Origin of the sequence: Pedomonas sp. (assembly GCF_036515995.1) — a bacterium.
Classification (GTDB): domain Bacteria; phylum Pseudomonadota; class Alphaproteobacteria; order Sphingomonadales; family Sphingomonadaceae; genus Pedomonas.
The window spans coordinates 1-16,670 of record NZ_DATBUP010000268.1; the positions used below are offsets into that span (position 1 = coordinate 1).

The following is a 16,670-nucleotide window of genomic DNA, read 5'->3' on the forward strand; positions in this document are numbered from 1 at the left end:
AAGGATCGTAATGCACCGGCCAGGCCAGAATACCGTCCGCCCGCGCCCGATCTGCGATTGCCTCCACCGCCGCTTCGCTGTCCAGCGCAATGCCAAGATGGGAAAAGTCGCCCGAGGACTGCGCCGGCCGTGATCCGCCCGGCAGGATGACGATGACGAAATCCCGCTCCTGCCCTTCGCCCGCCATCCAGTAGATGGTGCTGTCCCCTCCATGAGACGGGCGCTCGTGCACTACGCTCAGGCCGCAGTAATCTTCATAGAAGGCGCGGCTGACCTCTACATCCCGGACATGCAGCGCCACGTGGGTGAGCTTGCTCGACATGCCAACAATGTAACCCAAACCCGCGCCCGTGCCAGAGGCAACGGGCCGGGGCGGGAATAATAGCCGTATATTCGCCTGTTGGCCTTGCGGCCTAGTCGTTCTCGTGACCCAGGATGGCCGCCAGCAGCTTGGGATCGCCGCAGGCGATCACCTTGCCATCGCTCTGGGCGGTCAGTTCGTTACCCTGCCAGTCGCGCATCAGGCCACCCGCGCCCTCCACCACCGGCACCAGCGCCGCGAAGTCGTAAAGCTGCAGGTTGGATTCGATCACGATGTCGATGAAACCCGAGGCTAGGAGGCCGTAGTTATAGCAGTCTCCGCCCCACAGGGTCGCGCGGGCCTGCTTGCGGAACGTCTCGAACACCGCCAGTTCGTCCGGCTTCAGCAGCTCGGGCGCGGTCGTCGCCAGCACGGCCGAGGTCAGGTCGGGGCACGGGCGCGTCGTCGTCGGCGCATTGTTGAACCAGGTGATCTGGCCCTTGACGCCAATCCAGCGGTCGCCCGTGATCGGCTGGTCGATGATGCCCACAACCGGCACGCCCTGATACAGCAGGGCGATCAGCGTACCGAAAATGGGCCGCCCGGTCATGAACGACTTGGTGCCGTCGATGGGATCCAGCACCCACACCCAGTCGGCAGTCTCCCGCTCGTTGCCGTATTCCTCACCGATGATCCCGTCCTGCGGGCGATGCTGGTTGATCAGCGCGCGCATGGCGGCCTCGGCCTCGCGATCGGCCACGGTTACCGGAGAGGCATCCGCCTTGATGTCGATGTCGATGGGCGCGCGGTAGTAGCGACGCAGCACCGGCCGCGCCGCATCCGCCAGCTGCACGGCAAAATCCACGATGTCCTGCGGAACCAGCACGATGGGATCTGACACGCCTCTCTGCCCCTTTTGCTTCGCAAATATTCGGTTTCATTTCATGACAGGCCCGCAACCGTCAAGCGCGGCGGGCCAGGTCATCGGCACAAAGCCTCGGCAACATAGCGAGGGCCGTGCCCGCACGCGGCGAACACGGCCCTCGGCAAGTCCAGACGCCTGAGCGTCAGGCGCGGCTTATGCCTCGCCGAACACGCGGCGGAAAATGGTGTCCACGTGCTTCAGGTGGTAGCCAAGGTCGAACAGCTCTTCCAGCTGCTCGGTCGAGAGCTTCTCGGTGACCGTGGCATCTTCCTTTAGCAGGTCCAGCAGCTGCAGCTGACCGTCCGATTCCCACACCCGCATCGCGTTGCGCTGCACCAGGCGGTAGGAGTCCTCGCGAGAGACGCCGGCCTGCGTCAGGGCCAGCAGCACGCGCTGCGAGTGGACGAGGCCGCCCATCTTGTTCAGGTTCTTCAGCATCCGCTCCGGATAGACGACCAGCTTGTCGATAACGCCGGTCAGGCGGGCCAGGGCGAAGTCGAGGGTGATGGTCGCATCCGGGCCGATGTAGCGCTCGACCGAGGAGTGCGAGATGTCGCGCTCGTGCCACAGGGCCACGTTCTCCATCGCCGGAAAGGCATAGGAGCGCACCATGCGGGCAAGGCCGGTCAGGTTCTCGGTCAGAACCGGGTTGCGCTTGTGCGGCATGGCCGACGAGCCCTTCTGGCCCGGCGAGAAATACTCTTCCGCTTCCAGCACTTCGGTGCGCTGGAGGTGGCGCACTTCAACGGCCACGCGCTCGATGGACGAGGCGATGACGGCCAGCGTCGCAAAGAACATGGCGTGACGGTCACGCGGAATGACCTGCGTGGAGACGGGCTCCGGCTCCAGGCCCAGCTTCTTGGCCACGTGCTCTTCAACGCGCGGATCGATGTTGGCGAAGGTGCCGACGGCGCCCGAGATCGCGCAGGTGGCGATTTCCTTGCGGGCTGCGATCAGACGGTCCTTGCAGCGAGAGAACTCGGCATAGGCTTCGGCCATCTTGAGGCCAAAGGTCACCGGCTCGGCGTGAATGCCGTGCGAGCGGCCGATGCACGGGGTCATCTTGTACTCGAAGGCGCGGCGCTTGATGGCGGCCAGCAGTTCATCGAGGTCGCGCAGCAGGATATCGGACGCGCGTACCAGCTGCACGTTGAGGCAGGTGTCCAGCACGTCGGACGAGGTCATGCCCTGGTGAACGAAGCGGGCTTCCGGCCCCACGTACTCAGCCAGCGAGGTCAGGAAGGCGATGACGTCGTGCTTCACCTCGCGCTCGATCTCGTCGATGCGCTCGATGTCGAAGTTGCCGCGCTCCCACCCCGCCTTGGCGGCTTCGGCCGGAATGACGCCCAGATCGGCCAGCGCGTCGCAGGCATGGGCTTCGATTTCGAACCAGATGCGGAACCGGGATTCAGGTTCCCACAGCTTGGTCATTTCAGGACGCGCGTAGCGAGGGATCATGGCAACTCTCTTCCGGATGACGGGAAAACTCGCCCGCTGCCTATCAGAGCAGGCCCGGCACGGCAAGCCGCAGCCGCGTGCGCCCATGGGTTCGGAAACCGGGGCCGGCGCCCCTTGCACCAAAGAAAAATCAATTTCCCTGTCGGTTCCCCTTGCCAGCGCCCTTCAACTCGGTATATAGCGCCGCTTCCAGGCTCTGCTGGCAACAGCATGCGGAGAGGTGGCCGAGTGGTCGAAGGCGCTCGCCTGGAAAGTGAGTATACGTCAAAAGCGTATCGAGGGTTCGAATCCCTCCCTCTCCGCCAGTTTTTCCCGATGCCAGTCATCACACTCGCCGCTGCAGGCGCTACCCCTCTGAGCGGCCGGCTTTCTTCCGGACTGCCCCCGAGATGATCTACATTCTGACAGTGCTCACCGCCGCAAACCTGTGGACCATGCTGCGCTTCTGGCAGGATAAGGCCCGCGCCCGCAACGGGCAGCGCCGCGTTCCCGAATCCGCCCTGCTCGGCCTCGCCTTCATCGGCGGCACGCCCGGCGCATACCTCGCCAGGCATCTCTTCCGGCACAAAACCCGCAAGCAACCCTTCTCCACCTATCTGACGCTCATCGCGGTCCTTCAGCTCGGTGCAATTGCCGGGCTGGTCTGGGCCCAAATGCCAAATAACTGACGCTCTTCTCGCCCTGCGACAACGAGGGGAGAAACGCCTAAGCGGCACCTTGCCATGCCTCTCTGGCTTGTGCAGGAATCGCGCGGCGTGAAACAGGTCCGGCGCAGAGTCGGTTGCGTATGAAGGGGCGGTGTTGTGTCAGCAAGGCAGGATAACGAGTTCAGGCAGGGCTGGCCCCTTATTCTGGCGGCCATGGTCGGCATCGGTCTAGGCCTCGGATCCATCCCCTTCTATTCCCTTGGCGTGTTCGCCCCTGAACTGGTGCGGGACTTCGGCTGGACCTACGCCGAGGTGATGGGCGGCTTCACCGTGATGACGCTAGTCACCGCCGTCACAGGCCCGCTGGCGGGCATCCTGGCAGACCGGTTCGGCGTGCGGCCGGTCGCAATTGGCACCCTCGTGCTGTTCAGCCTCGGCTTCATGAGCTTCGCGCTGATGAACGGGTCGCTAACGCTCTACTTCCTTGTCTGGGCGCTTGTGGCCGCCGTCGGCGCGGGTACCCTGCCCGCCACATGGACGCGCGGCGTCGCAGGCGCCTTCCAGCGCCGCCGAGGCATCGCGCTCGGCCTGTCGCTGGTCGGCTCCGGCTTGTTCGCCATCATCGCCAAGCCGCTGGTTGCCGCCGCCATTACCAGCGTCGGCTGGCGCGGCGCCTATATAGTGCTTGGCGCGTTGCCGCTGGTCATCGGCCTGCCCGTCGCACTACTCTACTTCAAGCCGAAGGGCAGCAGTCCCGCCGAGGCAAGCTCCAGCGCTCCAGAGCAGCAGGACGGCCTTCTGCTCGGCGAGGCGCTGCGCGGGCGCAAGCTCTGGACAATCTTCGGCTCCTTCAGCCTCGTCGCCTTCGCCATCGGTAGCCCGATCCCGCATATGCAGAATATTCTGACCCAAGGCGGCATGTCGGCGGCCGACATTCTCCAGCTCCTGCCCATGATCGGTTTCGGCGTCATCGGCGGGCGGCTGCTGGGCGGCGCGCTGATTGACCGCTTCTGGGCGCCCGGCGTCGCTGCCGTGCTACTGATGTTCCCGGCCGCGGCCTGCCTGCTGCTGACGGGCGAGATCAGCTATGTCACCGCCGCGGCAGCCATCGTCATGATCTCGCTGGCAGCCGGTATGGAGATTGACCTGATGGGCTACCTCATCGCCCGCTATTTCGGCATGCGCGCCTACTCCGGGCTGTTCGGCACCATCTACGTCGCCTTCATGCTCGGCGCGGGCTTCGGCCCGCTGCTGTTCGGCCACATGTTCGACACTCGAGGCAACTACGACGCCGTGCTGCTGGTGACCGCCGCGGCGCTGGTCATCGGCGCACTTTCTCTGTTGACCCTCGGGCGCTACCGGGATGCGTCTGCCAGCCACTAGCCGCAGTTTTCCGGGCGCGTCCAAAAAACATCAAGGCGCAGAGAGGATGTCTCTGCGCCTTGACAGTTTTAGACGGTCTGATTTTCAGGCGGGCTTATTAGCGTACCCGGCCTCGGCGGAAGAAGTTGACGATCGCGAGCAGGATGATCGCTCCGACGAAGGAAACGAGCAGTGCTCCGATCGAGAAATTACCTGATGTGATTGGCGCAACCCCAAGAAGAGGGGAAAGCAGAAGTCCTGCCAGCAGCGCGCCGACAATACCTACGACGATGTTCAGAAGAATGCCTTGCTGGGCATCAGTGCCCATGACCTTGCTGGCGAGCCAGCCAAGAATACCACCAACGATGATGATCAGCAGCCATGTCATCTGCAGGTCCTCCCCTTGCTGTGCCGGCTAGTTCCGGCGTTTCGGTCTAGACCGTGTTAGTTTCGAAACGCATCAGCTTAACCGCCGTTCCTCACCCCCTATCTCAACAGGGTAAGAGTTGTTTCTCTTCTCTAAGAATACGCTTCGGAACCGCCTGTTTCACCCATCGTTCAAAAAATATTAGGGCGCGGCACGCCCCGGCGACAAATAAGCGGCCGACGAATAAGCGGCGCCTATTGCCAGTCCGCCCTCTTCCAGAAACTCACGACAGGCACACAGGTCCATGAGCGGCAACAAACACCCTAAATCCACACCCGAAAACCGCCCGACGCAGGACGATTTGGAGCGCAATCCGGGTATCGGCCAATCCAAGGGCAGCTTTGCCACTGGCGAGGACCCCGAGATCCTCGAAGGTGAGAACACCTACGAGGGCGATACCGACAACGAGGCCTCGCCGCTGGGCGGCGTCAGCAACAACAAGCAGCGGGAAAACAGATAGGGGAGAAGCCTGACGGCTCCTCCCCCGTATAAGGTTCATCCAAGCTGAATGCGGCGGAGCAAGCGGGCAATTCGGCCCAAGGCCTGCGCCTGTTTCCGCCTGCCGTTCAGCTCATCTGCCGCAGGATCGGGCGGATCCGGTCAAGCAGCTCGGCCGACAGGTTGGGTTGACGCATCCGGCACACCTGCTCCAACGCCAGCTTCAGACCGTCCGGCAACGCCTTGTCCGGGCACTCCGTCGCTATACTGACAAGTGCATGAGCCAGATCCAGCAGTTCGCTCCCCTGTGCGGGCGCTTTTTGCGAAACATGTGAAAAGTTATGCTGATCCACTGTCATAGTCCTTCCCCCCGTATTGCAACGCTCGACCCGGCCATTCAGTTCCATGGGCAGAACGGATCGGCAGGCAGAAAGGTCACGAGCCGCAACTAGAGACGCCCGGCCTCATACTCGGCGCAGGAAATGCCGAACTGGGACAGGGCTTCTTCAAGATAATCCGGCAGCATGGGCATACCCATTAAATACTCTGCCGTGGACGCTGTGTGCCGCGCTGTCAGGGCGTCGCTGCGCAGCTTCTCCCAGTTATCGGCGGTTTCATCGCCGCGTCCCAGCCATGCCAAAGCAACAAGATCAATCTTTTCATCGTCGTTCAGGGAGTCGATGATATCGGCCAGCTCCACCTCCGAAGGGTCGTCGGTATGATCCTCGAGTACCGAGGACATGGCATCATCGCTGGCGTTGGAGCCGGGGTCCGGAATGGTGACAACATCCTTTCCCATATACTCGCGCGCCTTGACGATGATGAAACACACCTTCTCGGAGGAAATGAGAGTAGCAGGCCGTTCAGCCATCTCCGGAACTCCCCGTGTCTGGAATACATCTGTGTGGAAACCACTAGCACTGGAACCTGTTTCCGCGTTGGGCTGCGGAAATGACAGGAGAGCTCACGCCGCCCTGCTTCACATCAACGCACAAGCAGCTTGACCGATGCACCGCCCCCGGCGGACCCCCTCAAAATCGGCACGCCCCGGCAGCCGCGCCAGTGCCGCAAGCAGGCAGCAAAAAAGGGGCGCAGCAAGCCACTGCGCCCCTTCAGGGGTCTTTCTCGCAATCCGCCCCCCCATCAGGCAGGGGCGGGAACACTCAGGCGGCCTGTACTGCCGCTGCCTTCCCTTTGCGGCCGGCTGCGATCTTGGCCTCGGCCAAGCGATCGGCCACGGCAGCGGTCGCCATACCGTCACGGTCGGCCTCGGTGAAGATCTGGGTCAGGCGGTCGTCAATGGCTTCCACCTTGGCAATCACGCGGCTCTGCTCGAAATCGTTCAGGATCTCGTGGGAAACTGCAATGATTCCGCCCGCGTTGATGACGTAATCTGGCGCGTAGAGAATGCCGCGCTCGCGCAGATGCTCACCGTCCTGGGCGGTGGCAAGCTGGTTGTTGGCAGCGCCCGCCACCACCGGCACGTTCAGGGCCGGAATGGTCTTGGCGTTCAGCACCGCGCCCAGCGCACAGGGCGCGAGCACATCAGCTTCAACCGACAGGATGTCCTCAAGGCTTGCCGCCTTTGCGCCGTAAGCGGACACGGCCGCCGCCACGCGATCCTCGGAAATGTCGGTAACGATCAGCTTCGCGCCGTCCCGATGCAGCAGGCCGCAGAGGTTGCGGCCGACGTTACCCAGGCCCTGCACCGCAACGGTCACGCCCTCCAGCGAAGCCTTGCCCAGCTTGTGACGCACTGAAGCGCGGATGCCGTGGTACACACCAAGCGCAGTATACGGGCTCGGATCGCCACCCTTGGTCGGATCTGAGCTCAGGCCGCTGACGTGCGGCGTAACGGAGCGGATGGTCAGCATGTCGGCCACGCTGGTGCCCACGTCTTCCGCCGTGATGTAACGGCCACCAAGACTGTCGATCGCCCGGCCGAACGCCTGCAGCAGAGCCTGACGATCGAAATTGCCTTCCGGCGCCATGATGACGGACTTGCCGCCGCCCAACGGCAGGTCAGCCATGGCATTCTTGTGAGACATGCCCTTGGACAGGCGCAGCGCATCGCGCGCGGCTTCCTCGTCGCTGCCGTACTTCCACATACGGCAACCGCCGACGGCAGGCCCAAGAACCGTTGAGTGGACGGCGATGATCGCCTTGAGACCCGTTTCGGCATCGCGCGCAAAGACAACCAGTTCGTGGTCGCTGAAATCAACGGCGGAGAAAACCGACATTGCTGTACTCCATCCCATGCTTTTTGGCCTGTGCCTTTTGGTTCCGGCCTGTTGTGTTTCGCCAGCCCGTGCCGTGTCCGCAAACGGGGCTTCAGGCGGGTCGCCGGGGGAGCAGTTGCGTGACACCCTCCCCGGCGTCTTTCGCTTCCGGCCGTTCCCAGCTTCACCATATTACTGCCGGAGACGTTGAATTCCATTGCGATATCTGTTGTCTCAGCATGATACTGAGCATAGTCTCTGCTTACCTGAAGCGTAAAAGCAGAATTTATGCGCGACAAATTGGATGCCATCGACCGCCGCATTCTTCACATCATGCAGGAGGATGGCGGACTCTCCGTCGCACAGATTGCCGAGCATGTCGGTCTCTCTCACGCCCCCTGCTGGCGACGGATCCAGCGGCTCGAAAAGGAAGGCGCCATCAAGAAGCGCATCGCCATCCTCGATCGGGAGGTGGTGGGGTTCGATGCCATGGTATTTGTCCTGGTGAAACTGACCGCCCAGGGCCGTGCCCAGTTAGCGGAGTTCTCCGAGGCCGTGCAGCGCTTCCCCGAAGTACAGGACTGCCACGTGCTGCTGGGCGAGGTGGATTTCATCCTTCGCATCGTCACCCGCGACATCAAGGCCTACGAGCGGTTCTTCTACAATCACCTCTCCAAGCTTCCCGGCGTGCAGGAAATCCGCTCGTCCATGGTGCTGACGGAGGTGAAACAGACCCACACTCTGCCGATCCTGAGCGAGGGGTGAGCGTGGGAGGGTTGGCCAATGAGGCACAGAGGACGCCCCCCCGCGCAACGAGACTTCAAGACAAAATCAGCCCGCCCAGTTTTCCAGATGGCTTACAAAGGCCGAGAGCCACTTGTTGGTCTGAAAGCCGTCGAGCACGCGGTGGTCGATGGTGAGGCTGACGTAAGCCATGGGGCGGATAACCATAGCGTCGGTGCCATCGATCTCGCGTACCACAACTCGTTTCTCCAGCTTGCCGATGCCGAGGATAGCCGACTGGGGCTGATTGATGATGATCGGCGCCGCCAAGAGACTGCCGCTGGTGCCATGGTTAGAGATGGTGAAGGTACCGCCCTGTACGTCGGCAGGCTTTAACCCGTTGGCGCGGGCGCGCTGCTTGATGTCCTCAAGGCGTCTGGCGATACCGAGCAGGTTAAGCTCCTGCGCCTTGTGAACGACGGGCACGATAAGCCCCTTGTCCTCCAGCGCAGTGCCGATGCCGATGTTAATGTCAGAGTACACCTCCAGTCCATGATTATGGAACCGGCTGTTCACCTGCGGCACAGCGCGCATTGCGGCAACGCTGGCCGCGATGAAATACGCGGTGAGCGTCAGGTCCGCCCCCTGGGACTGATACTCTGCGCGGCGTTTCTGCCGATCCGCCAGCACGCGGGTCAGATCCATTTCAAACAGCGCCGTCACATGCGGGGCAGTTGCCACGGAGCGCACCATGTGCTCGGCAATGGAGCGACGCATCGAGTCGTGCGGAATGATTTGGCTCGCACTCGCAGCGCCTGCCATGGGAGCCACAGTGGGTTGCGGCACAGGCTGGGGACGAATCTCTGATACCGGCGGCTGCACGTTCGGCTGCTGAACTCGCGGCTGCGGCGCTTCCTCTTCGGCAGGCTGACGCTCGATATAGACAAGCACGTCTTCACGCGTGATACGCCCCCCGCGCCCGGTGCCGGAGATGCGAGCGGGATCGAGCCGGTGAGTTTGCAGCAGGCGGCGCACGGAGGGGCTCAGGCGATCCTCATGGCCATTGGCAAGCAGTGGGGCGGCGTTCGCTTCGTCGGGTCCGCGCGCCGGATCGTCGGCAACATCGCCTTCCGGATCTGTTGCACCTGCATCCTCGCCCATGTGGGTTTCGACGTGCGTCTCGACCCCTACAATGCGAATCGCACCCAGTCGCTGGCCCGGCCCGATGGCATCGCCCGCCTTAGCTTCCACCTCTTCCAGAACGCCAGCCGCCGGCGAATTGATCTCCAGCGTTACCTTGTCGGTTTCCAGCTCGGCCAACGCCTCATCCTCGGCAACTGTATCACCGGGGCTCTTCATCCAACGGATCAGCGACATCCGAGTGCCGTCCGGCTGATCGGTCGGCGCAAGAATTTCAACGACGGAGCCCGACATTCTCACTTCCCCCCAGCCTCTTTCCTGTTTCTCGTCACTTCTAGAAACGCAGCAGCTCGTCGATCTTTGCTGCGATGCACTCTGCACTCGGCACGGCAGCGTTCAGCAGCACCGGATTATGCGGGCTTGGAATATCCGGCATCGTCAGCCGCTCCAGCGGTGCATCCAGATCAAGGAAACACTCCTTCCCGATGACAGCGAGAATTTCCGCACCGAAGCCGGCCGTGCCGTTATCCTCATGCACCACAAGGCAGCGATGGGTGCGGCGCACGGAGGCGATAACCGCCTCGCTGTCCCACGGACTGAGCGTGCGCAGGTCTATTACTTCAACGCTCCGGCCAGTTTCCTGCGCAGTCCTTTCGGCCGCCTGCTCGCAGCGCTCCACCATTGCACCCCAGGTGACGACGGTAATGTCGCCTCCCTCGCGCACGGTTTTCGCCTTGCCGAACGGCAGCACATAATCATCTCCGGGCCACGGACGGCGCGCCCAGCCGTGGTCGAGCATGGCGCGGTGCTCGAAGAAGATCACCGGATCATTGCCACGCAGGCTGGCGCGCAGCAGGCCAACCGCATCCTCGGCGTTGGAAGGTACCGCGACACGCCAGCCGATGGCATGGACGAACTGCACCTCATTGGTCTGGCTGTGCCACGGGTCGCCGCACTTGAAGAAGCCGCCCGGCATGCGCACCACCATGGGCGCGGCGAAGCGGTTGTGCGTGCGCCAGCGCAGCGTGCCGCAATCATTCAGCTGCTCGCAGGCAGGGTCCGCGTATTTGCGGAACTGGATTTCCGGCACCGGCATCAGTCCGGCCAGCGCCATACCGACAGCGCGACCGATGATACCCTCTTCCGACAGACTGGTGTCGAACACACGGGCCTCGCCGAACTTCGCCTGCAAGCCGGTGGTGACTGAATGAACACCGCCCTTGGGACCGACGTCTTCACCGAACACCAACATTTTCGGGTTCACGCCCAGCTCCTGCTCCAGCGTGCGGCGGATGGCGGCGGCCATGTTGATGCGCGGGCCGGAGGGCTCGGGCTGGGCCGAGCCGCGCGGCAGGGTGTGGCCTTCGGCAGCAAGGCCGCCCTTTTTCTGCACCGCCTTTATGCCATGCGGGCCGTCCTCGCTGAACACGTGGCGAGTAAGGTTCTTCGGATCGGGCAGCGGGCGGGCAAGCGCAGCTTCAAGCGCTGCATCCACATCCCGTTGCGCGTCGGTACCAATGCTCGCCCACACCTCGTCCGTAAAAACATCCGGGACGAGATAATTCTTCAGCCGGGGCAGCGGATCGCGGGCGTTCTCCTCTGAGATTTCGGCCTCGGACTTGTAGCCTTGCGTGTCCTGTGCCGAATGACCGGACAGACGCGGCACTGTCAGGCGCAACAAAGCGGGGGCTCGCTGCTTGCGCACGAACTCGGTTGCTTCCTGCGTCAGCCGCGCGGCCTCGGCAGGGTCGGTGCCATCGCCCTCAAAAATGGTCAGCCCCTGAAAAGAGGCAAGGTTCGCGGCGATATTCCCACCCGGCGTCTGAAAACTGGAGCGCACGGAAATGCCGAAGCCATTGTCCTCCACATAGAACAGCATGGGCAGCTGCTGTGTAGTGGCGATGGTAAGCGCCGCCCAGAATCCATTGGTGGCAACAGATGCGTCTCCGCCCAACGCCAAGCTGATCGCGCCTTCATAATCCGTTTCGTCCAGCACGGTCCGTCGGTATTCGATCGCCTGCGCCCAACCGACAGCCGGAGTGTATTGCGCGCCAACGCCGCCGCACATGGGCAGCGCGCTGGGGCCGTTCGCATTGGGGAAATTGAAGACAACGCCAATATCGCGGCCATCGCTGTATCCGCCTGCACGGGCGAGCGGACCAGCCATCGCTTCCTCCAGCGGTACGCCGATCGAGAGCAGTATGGGCCGGGAGCGGTAGTAACCGCAGACGGCGTCATGCCGGTGAGTCAGGTTTTGGCCGAGCAGAATCTGGGCAAGGTCATGGCCGCGTGCGGAGAACTGGTAGAGAACCTGCTTCTCCGGCACCAGTCGGGTCTCCTCCACCATGTCCATGTGGCGGGAGACGTGAAGCAGCCAGGCAACCCTGCGCCAGTCCGGCCGGATACGGGGCGATTGATCTCGGGAAGATGTTACCTGAGACGATGCTTCATGACGCGCCCGGGCCATTATCTCTTACCTCCCCCTCATGCTTTTTCTATGGGGAGCATTATGCGCCTCGCCCCGTGCGGTGTCCTTGCATTCGCCTTTACCCGAACGAGCGTTCGTGCAAGATTTCAGCGTGAAGCAAGCCGGGGATGCTCGATTATGGCGGACGACCTGGACAATTATGACTGGAAGCTGCTGCGTGCCCTGCAGAAGGATTCGCGGCTGAGCCACGTTCAGCTGTCAGATCAGGTGAATCTGTCCCCATCCCAGTGTGCAAGACGACTCCAGCGGCTCGAAGCGCTCGGCGTCATTCGCGGCTACACGATGGTGGTGGATCAGAAACGTGTCGGTCTTGGCCTGACCGCGTTGGTGCACGTCACTCTGGAACGACAGGCGGCGGCAACGGTGGAGCCGACACGCCGGGCCATTCTGGCCATGCCCGAGGTGGTGGAATGCCTGATGGTGACAGGCGACAACGATTATCAGCTGAAGGTAGTGGTGCGAGATCTTGAGGCGTTCTCGGCTTTCATAAACCAGAAGCTGATGAGCCTGCCGGGCTTGCAAACCATGCGTTCGAACATCGTGCTCGATCAGCTGAAGCCCTACGAAGGGCTACCGCTCGGATAGCCCCGCCTTGACGATGGAGAATCAGGCAGCGGCAGCGTCGCTCTCGTCGGCCCGCTCCAGGCCGGAAGCTCCAAGGTGCTTGATAAGCCCGAGAATATGCTTGCGGGTGCGCGGATCCTCGATGCGGGCAAAGCCTCGGACCAGTTCCAGTACTTCCCGGTGCACAGAGCGGGCGCTTCCCGTCTGCTCCGGCGCAAGCGACGGCAGTGAGGGGGCCGGCTGCTGCTTTTGGGCAGCCGTATTTCCGGACAGGAACTGCTCCACCGGAACCCCAAGAATCTCCGAGAGAATAATGAGCTTGCCCGCCGTCAGGCGGTTCGAACCATTCTCGTATTTTTGAATCTGCTGGAAGGTAACGCCAATGCGTTTGCCCAACTCGGTCTGGGTTAATCCGCTGGCCAGCCGCTGCGCCCGCACGCGGGCAGCAACCTCGCGGTCCAGCTTCAACTCCGTCTCCCGTGCCCGTTTTGTTTTCATTGCCATCCCCTTCATTATCGAGGCACTGCAAAGCGTCTGGCTGCGCTTTCTGACTGTTCGGCGTCGATAATGTCCGCAGTTAGATACAACTTCAAAGCTAATCTCGGGCACGCAGAACTGCCAAATTCGGTTGATTTAACTATCGGAGGTTGTATTTTTGAGTTGTTATGATTCTGCAACAACCATCGGCTGAACGAGTTATTACCCGCAAAGGGCGAAGCCATAGTGGAAACACAACCTTTTTGAGTGCGTCTGGAGGTAGATATCCGATTACTCCGGACATCTCCGCTCAACCCTTGGTCGCATTGCAATTCAGTGGGAGAGCCAAAATCGCCTGTTGTCGAAAAGCCATATTCGACTCTTTTTAGACGGATAGAGCCGCTACCTGCCAAGGGGATACACGACATAGAATAAATAGATTATACAATTTAGGAGCAAAACTGACGTGGGGTGTCAGTGTTGGCTTCCGAGTTTAGTACTGGGGTAATGTTGATTCGCACTGTCGCGTACTTTGTTGAAACGAGTCTTTTTCCGAGGGGCATAGTGAAAGAGGGACTCGATGGACAATGTGATCGCACTGCCGTTCGTCACCGTCACGAACAAGGATGACTCCGGTTTCATTCCTAGAATTCTGAATGCGCTCAGCGGACTGCCTGATGCCGAGCAGGAACGCATGGTCCGAATCTTCGAACTCATGGCGCTTTCAATGGAAATCGAACTGATGGAGCGGGGCAGCGACCCTCAGGGTCGCCGCTGACTGCTTTGAAACATCCGGGCAGTTCGCAGTAGCGGCCAGCTTCAGCGCTGGCCGAACTGCCACGCCACACTCACCCAGACTGCGCGGGGTGCTGCCAGCGTCAGGATGTCGTTGGCTGACCGGCCCGCCTCCACGGTTGCATCGAACAGATTCTGTCCGCGCACTTCCAGCCGCAGGCCGGGCCGCAGCATCACCCATGCCGCGCCATCTACCGTAAAGCTGTCGGAGAGGCTGCGGCTGTTCAGGTCGTCCTCATAGACTTGTCCCATGTACAGACCCGTTGCTGACAGGCTCCACTGCCCGCCTTGCGCGTACGAGGCCGCAAGCGAGGCCATGTGACGGGGCGACTGGGCCAGGCGCAGCCCCTCCAGCTCCGGGCTGGCAGCGAACCGGCGCACCTCGGCATCGGTAAAGGCATAGCTTCCCTCGAAGCGCCAATTGCCGAAAGCCAGATGCCCCCTCGCCTCTACGCCTTGCGAGCGCACCCGGTCGATGTTTTGGCGCTGGCGCAGCACGCCGCCCGCAGGCACGAACCCGGCTGTCGGGAACGTGCCGGGGCCAAAGCCCACCGTCACGTTGCCAACACCGTCGCGCACGGTGTTGTGGAACAGGGTCAGGTCCAGCCCCACCGCCTCGATCGGCTGGTAGCGCAGGCCCACCTCCACCCCTGCCAGCCGCTCGGGATCAAGATTCGGATTGGCCTCGGTAATATCATTGCCAACCCGGAAGGGACGGTACAACTCGTTCAGCGTCGGCACGCGAAAGCCGGTGTAGCCAGCTGCGCGCAACTCCACCGCCTGCCACGGCTTCCAGTTGGCGCCCAGGCGGCCACTGGCCTGCCAGTCGTGGCGGCTGGCGAAATCCTGCCGAAGCAGAGTGGAGCCGTCCGCCAGGTCCTGCTCCTCGCGGTATCCGTCCGACATGCGCCAGTGATCGAGTCGCGCCCCTCCGGTCAGGGTCACAGCCGGGCTCACCTCCCAGCTGTGCTCGGCATAGACGCCAGCAATCAGGGCATCGCCGCCCGCCTCGCGGTGACGGGTAAAATCGCCCTGCATGAAGCGGAAGAATTCCTTGGTCTTGCCTGTATTCCAGCGCGCATCAACGCCCAGCTGCAGCATCTGTCCCTCGGGCATGGGCGGGCGCACCTCCGCCTTTGCGCCAAGGCCAGTGGCGGGCACATCATATTGGTCAAGCGATGGGTTGGCGCTGTTCCGGTCAGCCGACACGGCGGCAAAGCCGCTGTCGAACCCGCGCACCTTAGCATAGGCCAGCAGATCCCATGTCCAGTCCTTGCGGGAGACGAAGCGCACGCTGGCATCCAGACCCTCGGAACTGTTGGGGGCAAAGACCACGCCGTTCACGTGCTTGTCGCCAAACCCGAGCACGCGGATGGACACCTCCTCGGTCTCGCCTACCGGCAGCGCCCCACGCGCCTCGACATGCCATGCCTGGGTGGAGGCTCTCACGTCAGCCGCGCCGCGCTGCTCCTTGGGCACGAGGTAAAACCCGTCGCTGTCCTCGAACTGGCCGGAGAGGCTGAGCACGCCCTTGCCCACCGGCGCCTGCACCGAGCTGGCGGCCAGCCAGCTGTCGAACGAGCCATACTCGGCCCGGGCGAAGCCTTGCAGGCGCGGCTCCAGCGGCTGGCTGCCAAGCTCGATGGTGCCTGCCAGCGCACCGGCGCCGAAGGCCCCTGCCCCACCGCCGCGCGTGATGCGGGCAAAGCTCAGACGCTCAGGCGACAGCGCCGCCCAGGGCACCCAGCCGCCGAACGGATCTTCCTGCGGCACACCATCCAGCAGCACTAGCGCCCGGCCCGCCGCGTTGCCGCCAAGCGCGCGCAGCGTTGCCCCTTGCGAGGTCGGATGCGTCGTGCGGCTGTCTGACCGGCGGAAGGTCTGGAAGCCGGCTGACTGTCGCAAAATATCATCCAACCGGTTCGGGCCTTCGCGTAAGAGATCGTCGCGGTCGAGCACTTCCGTGCTGTAGGTCTCGCTGCCCGGTGGCGTGGGCAGCGGATGGGCCAGCACCAGAATTTCCTCGGCCAGAGCAGGCGCAGCAAGGCTGGACGTCAAACCCCAGGCAAACACCAGCGCCGCCTGCCGCTTCCCCCGTCGTTTCGCCCAATCGTCTCGTTTCATCGCGACGCCCCCCACTTCTGACTGCCATTCTGATTGCTGCACTGCGCATAGCAGGCCCGCCCTACATAAGACAAACAGTACGGCGGGCACCTTCTGCCGCGAATAATCAGATCGGCAGTTCGTACCGGCGCACCAACTGGCTCAGTGCGAAGCTGGTATTAATTTCCTTGATGCCCTCGATACGGGTGAGCGTTTCAGAGAGGAAGCGTTCGTAATCGCGCAGATCCTTTGCCACCACGCGCAGAAGAAAATCGTTGGAGCCCGTCATCAGGTAGCATTCCATCACCTGCGGGGCGCGGGAGATGGCCCGCTGGAAGGACTCGATCTGCTTGTCCGCCTTGGAGTGGAGCGAAACCGACACGAAGCAGTTCACCGGATAGCCAATGGCCTCCTGATCCAAGAGGCAGGTGTACTGGCGGATGACACCCTGATCTTCGAGCCGCTTGAGACGACGCAGGCAGGGGGTGGGCGAGAGACCCACCTTTTCGGCCAGTTCAACGTTGGACATGCGGCCGTTGCTTTGCAGGGCACGGAGGATGGCAAGGTCGATACGATCAAGCATGACGCGGTTTTATCGCACAA

18 protein-coding genes and 1 tRNA gene are annotated in these 16,670 nt (G+C 62.4%); 7 read left to right on the plus strand and 12 right to left on the minus strand.

The genetic code is table 11. The annotated features are described in order from the left end of the window. The 3 genes from VIG90_RS19215 to purB form a co-directional block, all read right to left on the minus strand. The coding region (locus tag VIG90_RS19215) for a VOC family protein (protein WP_331595135.1) at positions 1-340 on the minus strand (340 nt) is incomplete at its 3' end. Positions 341-413: 73 nt separating this feature from the next. After that, positions 414-1,184, minus strand: coding sequence for a histidinol-phosphatase (gene hisN, locus VIG90_RS19220; RefSeq protein WP_414695529.1), 771 nt, complete (start codon positions 1,182-1,184; stop codon positions 414-416). A gap of 195 nt (positions 1,185-1,379) precedes the next feature. After that, positions 1,380-2,684 carry an adenylosuccinate lyase gene (purB, locus tag VIG90_RS19225; RefSeq protein ID WP_331595137.1) on the minus strand — a complete coding sequence of 435 codons (1,305 nt, stop codon included), beginning with the start codon at positions 2,682-2,684 and terminating at the stop codon, positions 1,380-1,382. A 214-nt stretch (positions 2,685-2,898) separates the two neighbouring features. On the opposite strand from purB, the gene VIG90_RS19230 reads away from it, so the two are divergent. The 3 genes from VIG90_RS19230 to VIG90_RS19240 all read left to right on the plus strand — a co-directional run bounded on the left by VIG90_RS19230 (position 2,899) and on the right by VIG90_RS19240 (position 4,714). Then, positions 2,899-2,989 (plus strand) — tRNA-Ser (locus tag VIG90_RS19230). 84 nt (positions 2,990-3,073) lie between these two features. Beyond that, entirely contained in the window at positions 3,074-3,352 is a 279-nt protein-coding gene (locus VIG90_RS19235) for a DUF1294 domain-containing protein (protein WP_331595138.1), read from the plus strand. Positions 3,353-3,487: 135 nt separating this feature from the next. Continuing rightward, positions 3,488-4,714, plus strand: a complete 1,227-nt coding sequence (locus tag VIG90_RS19240) for an MFS transporter (RefSeq protein ID WP_331595139.1) — start codon at positions 3,488-3,490, stop codon at positions 4,712-4,714. Between the two features lie 97 nt (positions 4,715-4,811). On the opposite strand, the gene VIG90_RS19245 is transcribed toward VIG90_RS19240, so the two are convergent. Next, positions 4,812-5,081: a GlsB/YeaQ/YmgE family stress response membrane protein gene (locus VIG90_RS19245; protein ID WP_331595140.1), complete on the minus strand. Its 270-nt coding sequence runs from the start codon at positions 5,079-5,081 to the stop codon at positions 4,812-4,814. A 283-nt stretch (positions 5,082-5,364) separates the two neighbouring features. Here VIG90_RS19245 and VIG90_RS19250 point away from each other — a divergent pair, with 283 nt between their 5' ends. After that, positions 5,365-5,580, plus strand: a complete 216-nt coding sequence (locus VIG90_RS19250) for a hypothetical protein (RefSeq protein ID WP_331595141.1) — start codon at positions 5,365-5,367, stop codon at positions 5,578-5,580. A 106-nt stretch (positions 5,581-5,686) separates the two neighbouring features. Here VIG90_RS19250 and VIG90_RS19255 read toward each other — a convergent pair whose 3' ends face one another. The 3 genes from VIG90_RS19255 to VIG90_RS19265 all read right to left on the minus strand — a co-directional run bounded on the left by VIG90_RS19255 (position 5,687) and on the right by VIG90_RS19265 (position 7,798). After that, a complete protein-coding gene (locus tag VIG90_RS19255) occupies positions 5,687-5,917 on the minus strand; it encodes a hypothetical protein (protein ID WP_331595142.1) in 231 nt (76 codons plus the stop codon). A gap of 89 nt (positions 5,918-6,006) precedes the next feature. Then, positions 6,007-6,429 carry a DUF3775 domain-containing protein gene (locus VIG90_RS19260; protein ID WP_331595143.1) on the minus strand — a complete coding sequence of 141 codons (423 nt, stop codon included), beginning with the start codon at positions 6,427-6,429 and terminating at the stop codon, positions 6,007-6,009. 292 nt (positions 6,430-6,721) lie between these two features. Then, entirely contained in the window at positions 6,722-7,798 is a 1,077-nt protein-coding gene (locus tag VIG90_RS19265) for an amino acid dehydrogenase (protein ID WP_331595144.1), read from the minus strand. Between the two features lie 267 nt (positions 7,799-8,065). Between VIG90_RS19265 and VIG90_RS19270 the strand changes: the two genes are divergently transcribed. Continuing rightward, the gene (locus tag VIG90_RS19270; RefSeq protein ID WP_331595145.1) at positions 8,066-8,542 is read left to right on the plus strand and encodes an Lrp/AsnC family transcriptional regulator; all 477 of its coding nucleotides are present in this window, start codon (positions 8,066-8,068) and stop codon (positions 8,540-8,542) included. Positions 8,543-8,608: 66 nt separating this feature from the next. On the opposite strand, the gene VIG90_RS19275 is transcribed toward VIG90_RS19270, so the two are convergent. Then, positions 8,609-9,934, minus strand: coding sequence for a dihydrolipoamide acetyltransferase family protein (locus VIG90_RS19275; protein ID WP_331595146.1), 1,326 nt, complete (start codon positions 9,932-9,934; stop codon positions 8,609-8,611). A gap of 40 nt (positions 9,935-9,974) precedes the next feature. Beyond that, on the minus strand, positions 9,975-12,107 hold the full coding sequence (locus VIG90_RS19280) for an alpha-ketoacid dehydrogenase subunit alpha/beta (protein ID WP_331595147.1): 2,133 nt from the start codon (positions 12,105-12,107) through the stop codon (positions 9,975-9,977). Positions 12,108-12,245: 138 nt separating this feature from the next. On the opposite strand from VIG90_RS19280, the gene VIG90_RS19285 reads away from it, so the two are divergent. Beyond that, the gene (locus tag VIG90_RS19285; protein WP_331595148.1) at positions 12,246-12,713 is read left to right on the plus strand and encodes an Lrp/AsnC family transcriptional regulator; all 468 of its coding nucleotides are present in this window, start codon (positions 12,246-12,248) and stop codon (positions 12,711-12,713) included. 21 nt (positions 12,714-12,734) lie between these two features. On the opposite strand, the gene VIG90_RS19290 is transcribed toward VIG90_RS19285, so the two are convergent. Further along, on the minus strand, positions 12,735-13,190 hold the full coding sequence (locus VIG90_RS19290; RefSeq protein WP_331595149.1) for a helix-turn-helix transcriptional regulator: 456 nt from the start codon (positions 13,188-13,190) through the stop codon (positions 12,735-12,737). A gap of 559 nt (positions 13,191-13,749) precedes the next feature. On the opposite strand from VIG90_RS19290, the gene VIG90_RS19295 reads away from it, so the two are divergent. After that, positions 13,750-13,947 (plus strand): hypothetical protein, encoded by a 198-nt coding sequence (locus tag VIG90_RS19295; protein ID WP_331595150.1) that lies wholly within the window; start codon positions 13,750-13,752, stop codon positions 13,945-13,947. 41 nt (positions 13,948-13,988) lie between these two features. On the opposite strand, the gene VIG90_RS19300 is transcribed toward VIG90_RS19295, so the two are convergent. Then, on the minus strand, positions 13,989-16,088 hold the full coding sequence (locus VIG90_RS19300) for a TonB-dependent receptor (protein WP_331595151.1): 2,100 nt from the start codon (positions 16,086-16,088) through the stop codon (positions 13,989-13,991). A 106-nt stretch (positions 16,089-16,194) separates the two neighbouring features. Next, positions 16,195-16,650: an Lrp/AsnC family transcriptional regulator gene (locus VIG90_RS19305; RefSeq protein ID WP_331595152.1), complete on the minus strand. Its 456-nt coding sequence runs from the start codon at positions 16,648-16,650 to the stop codon at positions 16,195-16,197. Positions 16,651-16,670 lie beyond the last annotated feature (20 nt).

Coding starts and splice junctions, on each gene's coding strand:
- VIG90_RS19280 (WP_331595147.1), bottom strand. CDS start 12,107: ATGGCCCGGGCGCGTCATGAAGCATCGTCTCAGGTAACATCTTCCCGA.
- VIG90_RS19305 (WP_331595152.1), bottom strand. CDS start 16,650: ATGCTTGATCGTATCGACCTTGCCATCCTCCGTGCCCTGCAAAGCAAC.
- VIG90_RS19285 (WP_331595148.1), top strand. CDS start 12,246: ATGGCGGACGACCTGGACAATTATGACTGGAAGCTGCTGCGTGCCCTG.
- VIG90_RS19290 (WP_331595149.1), bottom strand. CDS start 13,190: ATGAAAACAAAACGGGCACGGGAGACGGAGTTGAAGCTGGACCGCGAG.
- VIG90_RS19270 (WP_331595145.1), top strand. CDS start 8,066: ATGCGCGACAAATTGGATGCCATCGACCGCCGCATTCTTCACATCATG.
- purB (WP_331595137.1), bottom strand. CDS start 2,684: ATGATCCCTCGCTACGCGCGTCCTGAAATGACCAAGCTGTGGGAACCT.
- VIG90_RS19245 (WP_331595140.1), bottom strand. CDS start 5,081: ATGACATGGCTGCTGATCATCATCGTTGGTGGTATTCTTGGCTGGCTC.
- VIG90_RS19260 (WP_331595143.1), bottom strand. CDS start 6,429: ATGGCTGAACGGCCTGCTACTCTCATTTCCTCCGAGAAGGTGTGTTTC.
- VIG90_RS19255 (WP_331595142.1), bottom strand. CDS start 5,917: ATGACAGTGGATCAGCATAACTTTTCACATGTTTCGCAAAAAGCGCCC.
- VIG90_RS19300 (WP_331595151.1), bottom strand. CDS start 16,088: ATGAAACGAGACGATTGGGCGAAACGACGGGGGAAGCGGCAGGCGGCG.
- VIG90_RS19235 (WP_331595138.1), top strand. CDS start 3,074: ATGATCTACATTCTGACAGTGCTCACCGCCGCAAACCTGTGGACCATG.
- VIG90_RS19265 (WP_331595144.1), bottom strand. CDS start 7,798: ATGTCGGTTTTCTCCGCCGTTGATTTCAGCGACCACGAACTGGTTGTC.
- VIG90_RS19295 (WP_331595150.1), top strand. CDS start 13,750: ATGGACAATGTGATCGCACTGCCGTTCGTCACCGTCACGAACAAGGAT.
- VIG90_RS19275 (WP_331595146.1), bottom strand. CDS start 9,934: ATGTCGGGCTCCGTCGTTGAAATTCTTGCGCCGACCGATCAGCCGGAC.
- VIG90_RS19250 (WP_331595141.1), top strand. CDS start 5,365: ATGAGCGGCAACAAACACCCTAAATCCACACCCGAAAACCGCCCGACG.